The following is a 16,033-nucleotide window of genomic DNA, read 5'->3' as shown; positions in this document are numbered from 1 at the left end:
CACGGCAATCGTTTGGGAGTTTATTGTTGCCAAATCTATCTTCCTTTACCTCTGCTTGAATATCTGCGGAATGTGGGTTCTAACGGAACTTTCCTTGGCATCTTCAGCTAATTCACTCCGAACAAATGTCGAGTGTACCACAGTTAGTCGCTGGAGGAGCTCACGAAATCAACAACCCAGTCAGTTTAATTTATAGTAAAATAGTTCAGGTTAATTAATCGGTTTGAGAGTTCTTCAACCTGAGTTAAATTTACCAAAAATACTGTTGGGGATTCCAATCATAAATAACCTACAATGTCAAATATATTGCTCTGCATTATATCAAAAAAGCATAAAAACGTAAATATTGTTGAGCAGATGGCATATCTACAAGCGTTTATGTAGCTTCAATAAATTATATTATTTATGTAGGGGCTAATTTCAGACAGCCCCTACATCATTTTTGGTTCGGCTAGCTTATTTTTGCAACGGATTGAGTTTCGTAACCGAGCTTTCCTTGGCATCTTCAGCGCTATCTTTGAGGAAACCAGAAGCATCCTTAAAGGCGGCGCCTACTCTCTCTAAAATATTGGCATCGGGATCGCTGCGATCAAATACGGGTTGAGCCTTAGCCTGTTGTCCGTCTGGCGCTTCTAACAGACTTTTATCTCCGCCGAGTTCGAGGTCCAACTTGTCAGTTTCCATAGGTGCAGAACCCGGATAAAGCAGCTTTGAGGAATTAGATTCAGCGGTAGTCGAGGCCAGGAGACGATCGCCCACGATCGACAAATCAGCCCGATTCTTTTCTGCTTGAGCAGGCGACTGATTTACTTTAGGATCGGTGGATGTTTTATAATTCGTGTATCCATCACCGCCACCCTTGTGAGGGTTATTCATTCCTCCAGCTTGAACGGGAGGATTCTCAGGCCGAGCACCTCGAACATCGCCCGAATTGCAAGCGGTGCTGGTAAACAGCAACAAACCGGCCATACATACAGTCAAAAATTGAGTTAATAATTGACCGCTACGCAGTTTTTTCAAAAAAGAAGTTACAGTGTTCACAAAAAGTTTCCAATTTTTAACTACTACTTGTTAAGAGTAAAAGTAAACTACCCATGCCTGCCTCTAACGGCGGTGATATTTTGCTGCGGGTTGCTATCGACTTTTTTATAACTTTAGAGGGATTTCATAAACTGCGGAGATTTTTCCAAAGCAAAGCATAATGGTAGGGTTCGCCAGTGCCAATAGTTGCTGGAATTGAAGAGCTTTTTCGTTTCTGACACACCCTACAAGCTGCTAAGGAGCGCGAATTAAATAACTTACAATTTTAATTGTTATTGTGGGACGGGCGGGACGCCCATCCCACAAACTTGTGGAAGTTATTTAATTCTCATTCCTAATTAGGGAATTGTTCGACTTTCGCTTCAGCTTGCAAAGTCAGCACGCCCGGTTCCACATTTAGCTGCTGAATTCGCAGGGACATTCCCTCAATTTCAAAATTTCGCAAGTTTAAAACTTCACCAGCTTTGTCCGCCAAAGCTTCAGTTAACTCCGGCGAAAATTCCTTGTTTTCGGGATACTCGACATCCTGAAGAGAAATTGCCCAACCGCCCCCTGCGATCTGAGGTTTTGATGTAAAATAAATTTTTTCCGTGGAGGCAGTTTCCCGCACCAATACCTCAGCATTTAAAGCGATTTTTCCGGCTAGCAATTGGCACTCAATAGTTTTAACGTCTATTGTCTGCTGTTGTCCGTCAACAGTAACTTTTAAGTTTTTCAGTTTCCTGCTGATGTATTCGGAATTAAAAGCGCGGTTGATATCGCTTTCTGTTAAAACTGCGCGTGCCGCACCGAAGGCAGGCCCGTTCAGTTCAATTTTGCCAAACATAGCGGTCAGGGGATTGACAGCAATATCCTTGATATGAATTTGCAAATCTTCCACGCGCAAATCTTGTTGCATTACCAACCCTGTACCCTCAACCGCAACGGCCTCTACTGAACCCTGGGCTAGCTGGATCGGATCGGTGTTAACTGTCACAGACAAAGTTTCGGATTCGTCTAATTTGCTCGAAATAGCAATCTCGGCCACTTTGTCGATCGCCTGTTCCCCTAAACTCCTATTTTCTTGAAGCACGCTCAGAATTCCTAATAATTATTGTTTTAAAAATAGTAGTTAATACTTAATTGAGTTAGCGTCTTCCTCTTGGCAGGTTTCTCGTCTTAAAAAAACTCAGCTAAAGACAGAGGGTTTCCAGAAAATTACTAAAATTAATCAGGTACTATTCGGCGCACTCTACATTGACTCGGTTGCGAAGCGGTGAAAACTCAAAAACTCGGATTTTTGCCAAAAGTCTTTTCTAGAAGTTCGATCGCCCGCTACAATAAGTAAGAGCCGGCACCGCTTTTTGCAATGAATTCAGAATCAACTCTCGCTAGACTACAAGCTACACTTCCCGACGGAAAACTGCCTTCTAGCTACGGGGTATACTTCAAAAACACCCTAGTAGCCCTATGTCACGCCCTAGAAGACCACATTTTGCAAACCAGTGGCGGGGACAAAAGCGAACTCCAACCCTTAGTTTTGGTAACGTTTCAGCAGGGTAAATGGTATTTACAGGAAGCCGATCGCTACCTAGATATTGCTAATGCCTCTCGGCGCGTTGTCATCGGTGCAGTAGCCGACAGCGGTTTCGCTACCCACAAAACGGGTCAATTAGAAAATGTATCTTTAATAAATCTCGATGAGAGCGACCCCCTAATCCAAGAATGGAATTTAATCATCGTCGCCCCCACATACAAAGCAATGGTGCTTTGCCGCGAACTTTCAGCCGAGGAATACTTGCCCGAGGGCAAACCAGAAGTCGATACAGAACGAAAGTTCTACGGTTTGTGGTCCTTTGACCAGTCTTTGGTGTCGGCCTCGGCAGAAATTTTTATAGAACAGACGCGACATTACAACTCCCCCCTAGCCGACAGTTTGCTGGAAATGTACCACGAAATCCTGGCAACCAAAGGCCCGCCCTTGGCAGATATTAGTGGCGTGGTATCACGGATAGTCACTTACCTCCAAAGTTCTCAGCAGCAAATGGTGGCAATTAACCGCCAAACCCGCGAATTGTGGGAATTGGAAGGTCAAGCTTTGCGTGTCAGCCGCAATTTGAACGCTAACAAACTTCAAGCTTTTCTGCGGATGGCGCAGCGCGTGGACGAACGCGATACCGCAAATCCCACAGCGTCTTTACAGGTGGCAGCTTTGTCGGAAACTTTGGGTCAACTGCTGGATTTGCCGGCTTTGCAGTTGCGGAGGCTGCGGCTAGCTGGATTGCTATTTCGAGTCGGCTTAGTTTCTGCCCCGAATGAGGTGTTTGATCGCACTCCCGATGCTTTTGACCAAGCAACTTTCTCGTTTTGGCGCGATCGCAGTTTCATTGGTTCCCAACTGCTGCAAGCAATGCCGGAACTAGCACCGGTAGCGGAAATTGTCAAGCATAAACTCGAATATTGGGACGGCAGCGGCAGGCCAGAGGGTTTGCGAGCCGAAGCGATACCGATGACTTCGCGGATTTTGGGGTTGGTCGCTTATTTTCAAGAACTGACTCAACCGCGTGGCGATCGTGCGGCTTTGAGTTTGAGCGAAGCTTTGGAAGAGTGCCGCGAACTGTGCGGCACTCGCTTCGATCCGGCTTTGGTGGAAACTCTGGGTAACGTCGTCAGGCTAGCAGAAATGGGTTTGATGGAGTTACCAACTCGCCCGAGCCAACTGCCTAACGTGTGGTTGGAGGAGGGCGATCGAACGACCTCAGCCGCTCCGGCATTATAAAATAACTCGACTGTTGACTGTTGACTGTTGACTGTTGACTGTTGACTGTTGACTGTTAACCAACAACTGACAACCAACAACTGACAACTGACTAATGACTAATGACCTCGAAGCCATACGCCAAGGCAAAATTTTGATGTTGGCCGGCACTGATTTAGCCGGCAAAGACTTAGCGGGAGCCGATCTCGCCGGTGCTAACTTGTCTCAAGCCAACTTGAGTGGAGCTAATCTAGCGGGCGCTAACTTGCAGCGGGCCGTATTGCGAGCCAACCTCCGTGGCGCTGACTTGAGCGGCGCGGACTTGCGAGGCGCAGATTTTCGCAATGCCGATTTGCGGGGCGCTTCCTTCGCTAACGCTTTAGTCCGCGACGCAAGTTTTGGGGGTGCTTTTTTGACGGCGGCATCCATCGGCAATTTGGATTTGAGCGGTGTCGATTTGCGCGGTGCCGATTTGCGGGGCGCTGCTTTGGCTAGGGCAATTTTGCTTGGTGCCGATTTGAGCCATGCCAATTTGTCCGGCGCTGATTTATCGGGAGCTGACTTGGAAGAAGCGATCCTGAATGGAGCCGTACTGCGGGGCGCTAACCTGACGGGGGCTAATTTGCTTTGCGCCATGATGGAAAAAACCCTTTGGGATGGAGCTTTGCTCGATCGCGCCTGTCTCCAAGGCACCCCCCTGAGCCTTTAAATTTCAACAATGTTGTTTTGAAGACAGACAAAAAACAATATCTGCTTATGAGGTGAATAAGCACAAGCTATTTTTACATTTCTTAATATGAGGTTATAATGGCGACTGTAGATGAGCAAACGAATAAATGGTAGCAGCTTTGTTTAGCGGTACATCCTTTCAAGGTCAAAGTGGCGATCGCCTTGTTAGTAAAGTAGCAGGAGCTGCGATCGCAGCCTTATTCAAGCGTTCTGAAAAGGCCGAGGCCAACATCCGAGTCGAACCAGTAGCCAAACTCTTGCAGGGAAGCATCGACGGTTTCGACTTCGTTGGCAAAGGTATGTTGATGTACAACGGCCTTCGCATAGAAGTGATGGAACTCTATCTGCAAGCACTCTCCATTGATTTTGGGGCGATTTTTGCAGGTCAAGTCAAATTACGGCAGCCTACCCAGGCAAATATGCGAGTAGTCTTAAGTCGATCGGATTTAACCACCTCATTCAATACACCTTTTGTAGTTGAAAAACTCCAGAAGCTGAAGTACCAAGAGCAATCTCTGCACTTTCAAAACACTGAAGTCAGCTTCGGAACCGACAAATCAATTCGGCTTCAGTCCGAAATTACCGTAGGCGATGCCAGCGAACCGGTCAACATAGATATTACAGCTCAGTTGCAAGTAGAAGACAGACGCAAAATCCAATTTGTCAGCGTTACTTACGGCGGTGACGAGCAAGCAGTAGACTTGGGCCAAGCTATAATTGCCCACGTAAATAACTTGCTAGACTTAGACAAATTTGCCTTAGAAGGCACTCAACTGCGAGTAGACCGCTGCCGAGTTCAGAACGACGAGCTGGTTTTCTACGGTTGGGCTGGTATCGAACAGTTCCCCAAAGGCAAGCGCTAAACCTCAGCAGGCTGAGGTTTGCCCAGCCATCAAGTTTGGAAAAAGAGCATTTTTTAGTTAGCAAACAACCCGCACCGGCGGGTTTTGCTTTAGATTTTAGATGGCAAGAAAAATCTAAGATCTAAAATCTCGCATCTAAAGTCGATCGACGCAAAATCAGCACTGAGGTTGATTTGATTGGGCAAATTATTTTGATAGATTCAAATAATAAATTAAACCACTCTCAAGAATAAAGATGCTCGGATTTTATTTATTTTGTATCTACGTCGCAGTCTTGTCCGTGTTTGCCGGGCCGGGCCACCGCCGGTCTGAGAAATGGTGGGTAGAAATTGTCACCGATTTGCCCCACTGTACCTACTACTTTGGCCCCTTTGACACCGACAAAGAAGCTTCCAGCAATACTCCAGGCTACATAGAAGACTTGGAAAGCGAGGGAGCCAAAAGGCTTAGCATCCGCATTAAACGGTGTCAGCCTTCGCATCTGACCATTTGCGAAGAGGAAGTCTCAGAAAGTGTAGCGATTTAATGATTTTGAGTTTTGAATTAACTCAAATCTCAACAATAAGATAAAAAGGCTCTTTTTCTAGTCCTTGCCTTGCGGACTTTGTATGTCTAGCAGTGACTTACAGCCACCCAGCCTAAAACTCTTCTCCACCGAAATGCTGATTTTAGACAGCAGCTACTCTCAAAAACTACCTGCGTCAAATCAGCACTGAGGACGATCCGATCGATCCCCTGGCGTTGATAAATTGAGAAGAGTAAAAACTACTTAAGTATTCCCAGAGGTAAATATGTTTGAAATCTCTATGTTGGGTATGTTTTTCACGGCTTTTTGGCTACTAGCTCAACCTGCTAGCACTACTCGACGCGACGAATGGTGGGTAGAAGTTGATACAGATTCACCAAAGCGTACCTATTACTTTGGGCCCTATGACAGCAGAGAGGAAGCTTCTGACAGATCGACCGGCTACATCCGAGACCTGGAGAACAAAGGGGCTAAAAAAATTACCATCAACCTCAAACAAGGTAGCCAACCTACTCAGCTAAGAGCTAGCGAAGAGTCTTGAGAAGGTTGGAAAGTGCAAATTACGGGCGAAGAAAAGTTGACTTATTAACAGGGTTTTTTTCAAATGAGAGCGCGCTTGCATAAACTAGGGACACAAGAATGCTGTGTCCCGATGAAATAGTGAAGAAAGAATCTTATTTGCGTCCGAGAAATGCACGCTTTTTCAAAGCACCATCTGATTGAGATTACTGCGAGGATTAAAAGTGCGATTTGCTTTGAGTTTTTCATAGCATTCGCGTTCTACACTGCTAATTTCTTTCGGTGGCACGATCGCAATTTTGACCAACAAATCAGTCCGCTCGTTTTTCTTCGGTTTCGGCCATCCTTTGCCTCGCAACCGCAAAGACTGACCCGAACGAATCCCGGCTGGAAATTTCACAGTGATCATACCTTCAGGCGCCGGCACTTCAATTGAAGCTCCCAACACCGCTTCGTCAGGAGTTATCGGCACCTCGCAGACCAAATTCTCTCCCTCAAACTGGAAGAAAGCGTGAGGCAAAACTTCTAATTTTAGGTACAAATCTCCCTGCTGCTTCGTGTACGGGTCAACTTGACCTTTGCCTTTTATCCGGATTTTACTGCCGGTTTTCACTCCTGCTGGAATCGAAACTTCGCCCGTGGCGACTCGCTTAGAAGTTCCGCGAAATGCTTCCCCCAAAGTCAGGGAAACCACCACCTCGGTGTCGAGAGAGCTGACTGCGCTGCGGTTTTCGTACCCCGCGAAATCTTCAAATCCGCCAAAACCTGTGGGCCCGCCGCTGGTGGTGCGGTAGTTACTGTAATTCCATTTGGCGTTGCGGGCATTACCCGGACTACTACCTGCGCGACCTAGCAAGGCATTGATAAATTCGTCAAAACTGCCGTACTCGCTGAAGTCAACCCCGCCAAAGTCTACATTCGTACTGCCCCCGCCGGGCCATCCGCCTGGAGTTGTGGCAGCTTGCTTCCAGTATTGACCGTATTGATCGTATTTTTTTCGTTTTTCAGGGTCTGAGAGCACTTCGTAAGCTTCGTTTACTTCTTTAAAACGAGCTTCTGCTTCTTTGTTGCCGGGATTCATGTCCGGGTGATATTTGCGGGCTAGTTTGCGGAAAGTTTTTTTAATTTCGTCAGAACTGGCAGTTTTGTTGAGTCCCAAAATAGCGTAATAGTCTTTAAAATCTGTTGCAGCCATTAAGCAATCCCCTCTTTATTAGTTGTTATTTGTTAGTTGTTAGTTGTTAGAAAGAATAAATCCCAAATTACCCGCAGGATGGCGCATTAGTATAATGCCAGGAGCCGAAGTGCCTGCGGCATCTCATTCAAATTATAGGTTATCAAAGGTTTGGACTCGATCGAGTTCGGTTGTTGCTTGGCATTCGATCGCAATTTCCGCACTCCGCTGCTGTTTAAGATTTTATAGCATTCAGCTCTCTCGTGCCCAAGGGAGCTGAAGCACCAGCCTCTAGAAATGCTTTTGGCATTCGACAACACAAACAATAGCTTTCATCAATTAAGAACGTCCTTACCCTCTAGGGCGTTGCTATACCTGTGAGCTTTAAGACGGTGAAACTCCTGCGGCGAATACTTTTGGGCAGTTATGAGGCTTACGACTTTCGGGAGGCTGCAGCCCCGTTGAGGTGAGGGGGGAAAGCTGCTGCTGTTGCGGGTGCGAGCCTAGGAGGGTTGACTGGCGTGGACGATCAATCTTTTTTTGGTCTTTTTTTCCGGGGCGCGGTGCGATGGCTACGCCCCGGCTTACGCCTACGAACTTCTCGATATGAGCTTGATCACCCAATCCAAATCTTAGCAGGTTTCCATCAGCAAGTTCTGTCAAATCTGGTTTATGAATTGTGACTATATAATACCCTAAATTGCGCCGTTTTTACACAAAATTTCTAGATATTTTTTATTCACCGCACACCCCTGCTAGAGAATTTTATTTTTACAACCTCTGAATACATTTAAGTCAAAGTAATATAACATAATTTCTCCGCTGTCTGTTAGCTAAATCACACATTTTTATAAAACATTAAGATAGGATAGTAGAGCGATAAGCTTTTAACGCTACTAGGGTGCTAACATTATGAATTATTTGCTAAGTTGGCCTTGTGGCTGCTGCGACGATTGGAAAGATAGTTCCGAGAGTGCTGTGGTACTCAGAAACGGGCAGCGCATTTGTCAGTCGTGCTACCAGCGCAAATACAAGAATCAGAAGCTATTCGCCAGACGCAGGCGAGCGGACATATCTGTATCGCGGCAGACAGTAACAGAGACTGTCGCTTATTAATAATGCGCGAGCCTTTGAATAAAGCCAAGTATTTCGACAAACTCGCATTAGCGGTGGGAATTAATAATCAACAAAAAAAAGAATGAATTTCGTCATCAGTCATCAGTCATCGGTCATTGGTTATCTGTCACTAATTTCATTATTTATCATCAGTCACTTGAAAAGCAGGTAACAGATTTTAACTTAAAAAACTAATGACTGACGACTAATGACTAATGACTAATAACTAAATGATAGTTCCATCAGGAATCGTGGCATTTTTCAGAACTACGATAATGCCACTGCGGATGTAAAAACCTTGGTTTTCGCGGTTGGCTTCTTCCACTCGGTCTTTATTAATTATTTGAACATTGCGGCCGATGCGAGCATTTTTATCCACAATCGCGCGGCGAATTGTAGTATCTGCACCGATACCAAGGGCGACGCCGCCGTTGTCCAAACTCGAATGCCGTTCTGCGTCGGGTTCGTAGAAGTCAGCACCCAAGACCAGGGTGTCTTGAATCGTACATCCAGCTTCAATGCGCGATCGAACTCCCAACACAGAATGGTCGATCCGGCACTCTTTGAGAATGCAGCCTTCAGCAATAATCGATTCAGTCACGTGAGTATTTAAAAGCTTAGTCGGCGGCAAGAAACGCGGGCGAGTGTAAATTGGCGCCTTTTCATCGTAGAAACTGAAAGGCGGCTGAGGCTGTTTTGTCAGAGCCAAGTTAGCATCGTAAAAAGCCTCAATGGTTCCGATATCTTCCCAATAATCGTCAAACAAATAAGCTTGAACGTTGTGGTCTTTTGCAGAATTCGGAATTATCTCTTTACCAAAATCAGTTTGGTTTGGAGATTCTTTCAGGAGTTTAATCAGAACTTCTCTTTTGAAGACGTAAATCCCCATCGAAGCAATGTAAGGACTTTCCTGAGCCTGCTGCGCTGTCAATCCCAGTGTAGTAGTATCCACCTGCATTTGTTTGAGCGCATCGCCTTTTGGCTTTTCGCTGAAAGAAACAATGCGGCCGGTGTCGTCGATTTTCATCAAACCAAAATCCGACGCCCGCTTCTCATCCATAGGCAAAACCGAGAGGGTGATATCCGCGTTGGTTTCGCGGTGTCTCTGCACAAACTTCTGGTAGTCCATGCGATAGAGGTGATCGCCCGAAAGAATCAAGTATTCATCAACGTCCCACTGTTCTAGCAGCGAGAGATATTGGCGAACTGCATCGGCTGTCCCTTGAAACCAGTTGGGGTTTTCCTGAGTTTGCTGGGCGGCGAGCACCTCGACAAATCCCTCAGTGAAGCCGGAAAACTGGTAGGTGCGAGAGATGTGACGGTTGAGGGATGCCGAGTTGAATTGGGTGAGGACGTAGATTTTGACTATTTCCGAGTTTATGCAGTTGCTGACAGGAATATCGATGAGGCGATATTTGCCTGCGAGGGGAACTGCGGGTTTGGCTCGCAGTTTGGTTAGGGGGTAAAGGCGGGTGCCTACACCGCCACCGAGGATGATGGCTAAAACTTTTTTCAAGGAACTTTCTCCCTAGGGTCGATTAACTCTCCAAGTACAGTGTCGGATGGTGAGGGCTTCTTGACAAGGGGGGGGAGCAAGGAAGTTTTGAGTTTTGAGTTAGGAGTTAAGTCGTTTACACAGAAACCAGGTTGTTTAATCCAAATACTTCTTCAAACTCTCAATAAGAGTTAAAAAATCCGGTTTAGAAGAGTTGGAGTGTGTCCGGGGCTGGAGTTAGGAGTTTTGAGTTGTGAGTTAAAATACCCATCAATCCATAATGGATATTTAAAAAAGTTTTGAGTTGTGAGTTAAAATACCCTTCAATAAATAAAGGCAGTTTAAGGAAAGAATAAGGTTCGGGGTTTTGGCTGTTAATAACAAGTTTTTTGGGTAAATTCCCCGTTTTCACAATTTCTCGATCGAGGCTCATGGTGCTGTTGTTCTTTTTCAAGGCAGGTCGATCGCACCACCACGGGCGCTGACGCTGTTTATGGGCCCTTCCTCGCGCTCTGCTTCTGCTTGAATGTGATCCGGTTCTTTTTGCTGGCGTTCCTGTTATCAGAGTATGTGCGACTCCACAGCACTCAGGAAGCGTCGCCCGTCGGGACGATAAATTTCTAGATAGAGTCAGTTTTCCATCTTAGATTGACTGCAAATTTGTGTAATATTTTACAATTTGTCGATCGACAAAATGGGATAAAGTGTCTATTCTCTACCAAAAGTTAGATCCCCTAGAAACCTCTGCTACTGTAGCCTAAGCCGTAAAAGCTAGAAAAAGTGTATGCAAATTCAAACGCCGGACTGGGTTAAAAACGCAGTATTCTACCAAATATTTCCCGATCGCTTCGCCAAAAGCAAACAGCCCCGCAAACGCCTGCTGCAAAACTTCATGTGGGAAGAATGGCACGAAATTCCCACCCTGCAAGGTTACAAAGGCGGAGACTTGTGGGGCGTGATGGAAGAGCTAGACTACTTGCAAGACTTAGGAATTAACGCAATTTATTTCACCCCCATATTTCAGTCGGCCAGCAATCACCGCTACCACACCCACGACTACTATCAAGTCGATCCGATGTTGGGTGGGAATCCGGCTTTTAAAGAGCTTCTAGACGCAGCTCACGCTCGCAATATCAAAATCGTCCTCGACGGCGTATTCAACCATGCCAGCCGTGGCTTTTTCTTCTTTCATGATATCCTCGAAAACGGCCCGCATTCTCCTTGGGTAGATTGGTTTAAAATTGAAGGCTGGCCGCTATCGGCCTACGACGGCAATTTTCCTGCTAATTATGCCGGTTGGGATGGGAATCGAGCCCTTCCTGTATTCAATCACGACAATCCAGAAGTGCGAGAATACATCATGGAAATCGCCGAATATTGGATTAAATTTGGCGTCGATGGCTGGCGGCTGGACGTTCCTTTTGAAATTAAAACCCCGGGATTTTGGCAGGAATTTCGCGATCGAGTTAAAGCAGTTAATCCCGAAGCTTACATTGTGGGCGAAGTTTGGGAAGATGCGACCGAATGGCTCGACGGTACTCAATTTGACGGGGTAATGAATTATCTTTTTGCTGCACCGACTATTGCTTTTGCAGCGGGGGACAGGGTTGATTTAACTCAAATTGAAGGCCGTGCTTATCATCCCTATCCGCCGCTTTTTGCTAAAGAGTACGGCGACAAAATTCAGCACGTTTTGGAACTGTACCCGTGGCCGATACAGCTAACTCAACTTAATTTGTTGGCCAGTCACGATACTGCGAGGTTGTTAACAATTGCAGGAGGCGATAAAGCTAGCGTCGAACTCGCTACTTTGCTACTGTTAACTTTTCCTGGAGCTCCCAGCATTTACTACGGCGATGAAGTTGGTTTGCCCGGTGCTCTAGATCCCGATTCTCGCCGCGGTTTCCCCTTACAAGCTCGCTGGGAACTTGATGTTTTAGATTATCACAAGCAGTTGATAGCTTTGCGGCACAAATACGCTGCCCTCCGCACTGGTTCGTACCAAGTTCTGTTTGCTGAGGGAACGGTTTACGTGTTTGCCCGAATTTTGGGGGATGAGGAAATAGTTGTTGCTGTCAATGTCGCGACAGAAGAAGCTAATATTAGCTTTGAGCCAGCTAGTTTGAAATCTCCTCACGATAAATTGCTGTTCGGTAAAGGAGAGTTTGTTTGGAAAGGTGACGGGGAAACTCGCCTTTTAGAATTGATGCTGCCGGCGCGATCGGGATTGATTTTAGGTTCTGATAATTAGTTCAGCAATTACGTAAGTGTCACGATCCAATCGACTTGTAGGGTGCGTCAGACCGAGTTATGGAGGGATGATCGATGGCTGGGATCTGACCCACCTTACTAAGTGTGACACTTGCGTAAGTTCTCTAGTTTAAAATGTAAGGTGCGCCCATAAGCACCCTACTAAATTTAGAGAGGCCGCAAGTTTGATTATGCTGCAACCAATGCTGGTATTAGCACCGCATCAATGATATGGATGACGCCATTGTCGGCAAGAATATTGGAAGTGAGAACTTTAGCATCATTCACTTTAAGTCCGTCAGAAGTATCAATTCCTACCACAGAACCTTCCACTGTTTCAGCAGAGCTTAACTCAAGCAAGTTCTCAGTTAGTACCTCGCCAAACAGAATGTGATAAGTCAGAATTTTCTTGAGCTTGGGTATGTCTTCCAGCCAAGACGTAATAGTGTTCGTAGGAATTTTGGCAAATGCCTCATCAGTTGGTGCTAAGACGGTGTAGGGGCCCGGACTTTGCAATAAATCTAACAAACCAGCCGCTTCAATAACAGTCACGAGGGTTTTGAAAGAGCCGGCATTGGTGGCAGTCTCGACAATATCAGCCATGATGTTTTTCAGGAGTGCAAATAGCAGAAATTGAATCAGAGGCGACAATCATTTTAGCAATTTACAAATAGCAGAAAATGGATCGGAGGGATGATGATTATTTTAGCCATTATAAGTTAATTGGGCTGCCGGCCCTGATGGCTCGGCGCGATCGACCTTGTGGGCTTATACTTGGGTCGCCTCCTCCCCCTTGCGGAAAAACTGCTTTAAAATCTCTCCGGGCTCTCTGTCCCAAGTGTCGATATGTTCGTAAATTAAGCCGTCTTTATCCAATTTATAAGTAGAGTAGCCGTTAAAAAAAATCCGAGCTTTCCAGGGAACCCGCAGTGTCCCGCGAACAGTCCAATTTGCCACAATAGTATCATGGGCTGTTTGACCTACGTCGTGCAGGTCGAAGTAAATCTCGTTAAAGAATAGCTGGCCGTGAAATCGCAGAGTCCAAAAGATAATGCGATAGTTGATTTTTCCTTTAAATTTGTTAACAGGGTCTTGAAAATAAACATCTTTTGTGTAGATGTCGTAGGAGATGTCTTTCTCAAACAGCGTCGGGAGATCCGCTTTGAGGGTGTCTACTGCTTGTTCTACCTGCATTTGATATTCGATCGCGCTCAAACTACCACCTTGTGACAGTATTAATTTATAACTTTAAATGAATAATCTCGATCGGCAGCGGGATGAGAAAAAAATCGATACTTCATCCAGCTCTAATCTTACCTCTAATTATATTGTCCGCGCCGGCCTTTCTGCTGGCCCGGACTTGCGACATCGAAACCTTGGCACAGATTTGACAGAACACCCCCACTCCTCTGATATTCTCGCAGAAATCAACAGCGGCAAGCTGTTGATGGTAGATAGCCGTCGCCGGAACGGTCTAATTTTGATTAAACGTTTCCACGCGGAGTTTGCCGGACCTGGGGCTGCGGTTGGCGGCGCTTTTGATGTTGACTCTCAGCAGGTAATTCCCGTGGGCGATTTTTGTTTGGTTTGCCCTCAATCTCCCGAAGAAATACAGAAAGCTTTTGGAATTCGGCGGCAGTGGGTGCGGTTAATGGAACAGTTAACGGCAAAGCCTACAGCTTTAGAACGCGCACAAATGGTTTTAACTCAGTTTGAACAATATTTGGATTCGGAAACGGTGGCACAAATTCCCGATGAAGCTTTGGCACTTTTAGTAGGCGTATTTCCCCAAACTATTCGGGCGGCGCGACAAGAAAATGATCAGTTATAAATTGGTGTAGATACCTTATGCTGCGATCGCGCTGCTACAAGCTCCACTCGGCATTCTGCAAAACGACTCGATAGCCATCTGGGTCTTCAAATGTAACTCCATCTTTGTCCCAGTATGGATTGTAGGAGTTTACAGGATCAAATCCACTTGCTTTCATTCGCTCAACAGCCTGCTGCCATTCTTGTTGGTTAGGAAGGTAAAAGACGATAAGATTGTCTTGAGTTGGAGCGCCACCTACAATATGTCCCCGTTGATGGATGAATTCAAAGTGGTGGCTTTCTCCTGGCATTCCAACCATTACTCCGTCAAAACCTTCATGGTTTTCAAAACGATCGAGGATTTGCAGCCCTAAACCCTCTGTGTAGAAATGAACAACTCGATCGAGGCAATCCGTTGGACGAGCAACCCGTAAAACCTTTGCTTGAAGCATATATACCTTCTCCAAAGTTATTTTGGTGTTAAGCAGAAACTGGATACCGAATATTATGAGTTGTCAAAAATTTCTCCAATTCGATCGACTGTTCGCTGATTTTCATCGGGACTGCCCACCGTAATTCGCAAACCTCCTCCAGTATGCCGAATTAAAGTACCTCGATCTTTTAGCTGCTGCATGATTTGTTTGTGTTCCTGTTCAGGAGATTCGCCATCGCCAGCTTTCACCCGCAGGTAAACGAAGTTAGCCGCACTCGGCCAAACTTGCAATTTTTGATGCTGAGTTAGCGCTGCAATTAATTTTGCTCTTTCTGACAAAATTTCGGGAATGGTTGCTAGCAATAACTGCCGCTGCGCTAGGGCTAGCTCGGCTGCCGTTTGCGAGAAACTGGGAAGGTTGTAGGGGAGACGGATTTTTTCTAAGGTGGCTGTGAGTTCGGGATGGGCGATCGCATATCCGACTCTCATTGAGGCCAGTCGAAATGCTTTGGAAAATGTGCGTAAAATAATCCAATTTGGATGCTGGTGCAATTGGTCTGCTAAAGTATTTTGGCTGAATTCAAAATAGGCTTCGTCAATTACTACTAATATCTGTTCCGCTAAACTTGACAACCATTCTATTTCATCGGTTGTCAAAGCATTGGCTGTGGGCGAATTGGGATGAACGACAAAGACGGCGCGCACGGGGGGATTTTGATTTTGGGCGATCGCCCTTTTAGCCGCCTCGATATCGATTTCAAAATTCTCCTCTTTCCGCTGAACACTCACAACGGGAATGCCGAGGGTTTGGGCCATTATTCCATACATCGAAAATGTAGGAGTCGCTACCAAAATAGAGCCAGTACCGCCTAAACAAGTAGCTATTAAAATGGAGCGAATTAGTTCGTCGGAACCGTTGCCCACAGAAATATTGTCGGCTGTAATAACGGTTTTGGGCAGTGTAACCCCCCCTAGCGGGGGGATTGTGATTGATTCATTGACGTATTGGGCGATCGCCTCTTTGAGCGCTGCGTGGCCTCCGTCGGGATAGCGATTTGTCTCAATTAACTGCTGGTAAGTCCAAGCTAGCTTTTTTTTTAATTCTTCTGGCAAGTCGTAGGGGCATTCATTGGTATCGAGGCGATCGATCGCACTTTCGGAGTGTGCTGGTTCTCCTGATGTGCCGCCCGGATGGGGAGTGTATGCGGTAAGTTCGGCTAAATCTTTTCGGATAAAGGGAAGCATGGTATAGTTTACGACTTTTTATTTTAGATAATCTGCTTAGAAGCATCTGAACTTAGCATAGAGCTTGTTCTATCTCGAAAGCAAGAGGAGATGCGG

16 protein-coding genes are annotated in these 16,033 nt (G+C 45.9%); 8 read left to right on the top strand and 8 right to left on the bottom strand.

The features are described 5' to 3' along the window. Positions 1 to 456: 456 nt before the first annotated feature. Both Q5691_RS20475 and Q5691_RS20470 read right to left on the bottom strand, forming a co-directional pair. Positions 457 to 1,041, bottom strand: coding sequence for a DUF6658 family protein (locus tag Q5691_RS20475; RefSeq protein ID WP_333346645.1), 585 nt, complete (start codon positions 1,039 to 1,041; stop codon positions 457 to 459). Between the two features lie 334 nt (positions 1,042 to 1,375). Continuing rightward, the gene (locus Q5691_RS20470) at positions 1,376 to 2,113 is read right to left on the bottom strand and encodes a DUF2993 domain-containing protein (protein WP_333216007.1); all 738 of its coding nucleotides are present in this window, start codon (positions 2,111 to 2,113) and stop codon (positions 1,376 to 1,378) included. Between the two features lie 276 nt (positions 2,114 to 2,389). Between Q5691_RS20470 and Q5691_RS20465 the strand changes: the two genes are divergently transcribed. The 5 genes from Q5691_RS20465 (at position 2,390) to Q5691_RS20445 (ending at position 6,437) form a co-directional block, all read left to right on the top strand. Next, positions 2,390 to 3,799, top strand: coding sequence for an HD domain-containing phosphohydrolase (locus Q5691_RS20465; protein ID WP_333216009.1), 1,410 nt, complete (start codon positions 2,390 to 2,392; stop codon positions 3,797 to 3,799). A gap of 94 nt (positions 3,800 to 3,893) precedes the next feature. Beyond that, positions 3,894 to 4,487 (top strand): pentapeptide repeat-containing protein, encoded by a 594-nt coding sequence (locus Q5691_RS20460; RefSeq protein WP_333216011.1) that lies wholly within the window; start codon positions 3,894 to 3,896, stop codon positions 4,485 to 4,487. 127 nt (positions 4,488 to 4,614) lie between these two features. Then, positions 4,615 to 5,370: a DUF2993 domain-containing protein gene (locus Q5691_RS20455; RefSeq protein ID WP_333233149.1), complete on the top strand. Its 756-nt coding sequence runs from the start codon at positions 4,615 to 4,617 to the stop codon at positions 5,368 to 5,370. A gap of 235 nt (positions 5,371 to 5,605) precedes the next feature. Then, on the top strand, positions 5,606 to 5,896 hold the full coding sequence (locus Q5691_RS20450) for a DUF1816 domain-containing protein (RefSeq protein WP_333311534.1): 291 nt from the start codon (positions 5,606 to 5,608) through the stop codon (positions 5,894 to 5,896). A gap of 265 nt (positions 5,897 to 6,161) precedes the next feature. Beyond that, the gene (locus Q5691_RS20445) at positions 6,162 to 6,437 is read left to right on the top strand and encodes a DUF1816 domain-containing protein (protein WP_333214935.1); all 276 of its coding nucleotides are present in this window, start codon (positions 6,162 to 6,164) and stop codon (positions 6,435 to 6,437) included. 162 nt (positions 6,438 to 6,599) lie between these two features. Here Q5691_RS20445 and Q5691_RS20440 read toward each other — a convergent pair whose 3' ends face one another. Beyond that, on the bottom strand, positions 6,600 to 7,610 hold the full coding sequence (locus Q5691_RS20440) for a J domain-containing protein (protein ID WP_333214933.1): 1,011 nt from the start codon (positions 7,608 to 7,610) through the stop codon (positions 6,600 to 6,602). An 891-nt stretch (positions 7,611 to 8,501) separates the two neighbouring features. On the opposite strand from Q5691_RS20440, the gene Q5691_RS20435 reads away from it, so the two are divergent. After that, positions 8,502 to 8,705, top strand: coding sequence for a hypothetical protein (locus Q5691_RS20435; protein ID WP_333084483.1), 204 nt, complete (start codon positions 8,502 to 8,504; stop codon positions 8,703 to 8,705). 226 nt (positions 8,706 to 8,931) lie between these two features. On the opposite strand, the gene Q5691_RS20430 is transcribed toward Q5691_RS20435, so the two are convergent. Continuing rightward, on the bottom strand, positions 8,932 to 10,221 hold the full coding sequence (locus Q5691_RS20430) for a glucose-1-phosphate adenylyltransferase (RefSeq protein ID WP_333084485.1): 1,290 nt from the start codon (positions 10,219 to 10,221) through the stop codon (positions 8,932 to 8,934). A gap of 763 nt (positions 10,222 to 10,984) precedes the next feature. Between Q5691_RS20430 and Q5691_RS20425 the strand changes: the two genes are divergently transcribed. Continuing rightward, positions 10,985 to 12,451 carry a glycoside hydrolase family 13 protein gene (locus tag Q5691_RS20425; protein WP_333346642.1) on the top strand — a complete coding sequence of 489 codons (1,467 nt, stop codon included), beginning with the start codon at positions 10,985 to 10,987 and terminating at the stop codon, positions 12,449 to 12,451. A 188-nt stretch (positions 12,452 to 12,639) separates the two neighbouring features. Here the strand turns inward: Q5691_RS20425 and Q5691_RS20420 are convergent, their stop codons facing one another. Both Q5691_RS20420 and Q5691_RS20415 read right to left on the bottom strand, forming a co-directional pair. Then, positions 12,640 to 13,053: a fasciclin domain-containing protein gene (locus Q5691_RS20420; RefSeq protein ID WP_333107900.1), complete on the bottom strand. Its 414-nt coding sequence runs from the start codon at positions 13,051 to 13,053 to the stop codon at positions 12,640 to 12,642. 165 nt (positions 13,054 to 13,218) lie between these two features. Continuing rightward, positions 13,219 to 13,644, bottom strand: coding sequence for a DUF2358 domain-containing protein (locus Q5691_RS20415; protein ID WP_333180032.1), 426 nt, complete (start codon positions 13,642 to 13,644; stop codon positions 13,219 to 13,221). Positions 13,645 to 13,702: 58 nt separating this feature from the next. On the opposite strand from Q5691_RS20415, the gene Q5691_RS20410 reads away from it, so the two are divergent. Further along, on the top strand, positions 13,703 to 14,281 hold the full coding sequence (locus Q5691_RS20410; protein WP_333214929.1) for a hypothetical protein: 579 nt from the start codon (positions 13,703 to 13,705) through the stop codon (positions 14,279 to 14,281). A gap of 34 nt (positions 14,282 to 14,315) precedes the next feature. On the opposite strand, the gene Q5691_RS20405 is transcribed toward Q5691_RS20410, so the two are convergent. After that, positions 14,316 to 14,711 (bottom strand): VOC family protein, encoded by a 396-nt coding sequence (locus Q5691_RS20405; RefSeq protein WP_333214928.1) that lies wholly within the window; start codon positions 14,709 to 14,711, stop codon positions 14,316 to 14,318. A gap of 53 nt (positions 14,712 to 14,764) precedes the next feature. Then, positions 14,765 to 15,937: a histidinol-phosphate transaminase gene (locus Q5691_RS20400; RefSeq protein WP_333346639.1), complete on the bottom strand. Its 1,173-nt coding sequence runs from the start codon at positions 15,935 to 15,937 to the stop codon at positions 14,765 to 14,767. Positions 15,938 to 16,033 lie beyond the last annotated feature (96 nt).

It is taken from the genome of Microcoleus sp. w1-18aA5 (assembly GCF_036701705.1).
Classification (GTDB): Bacteria; Cyanobacteriota; Cyanobacteriia; order Cyanobacteriales; family Microcoleaceae; genus Microcoleus.
The sequence above is the reverse complement of the archived record's forward strand: the minus strand, read 5'-3'. Positions and strand labels throughout refer to the sequence as shown.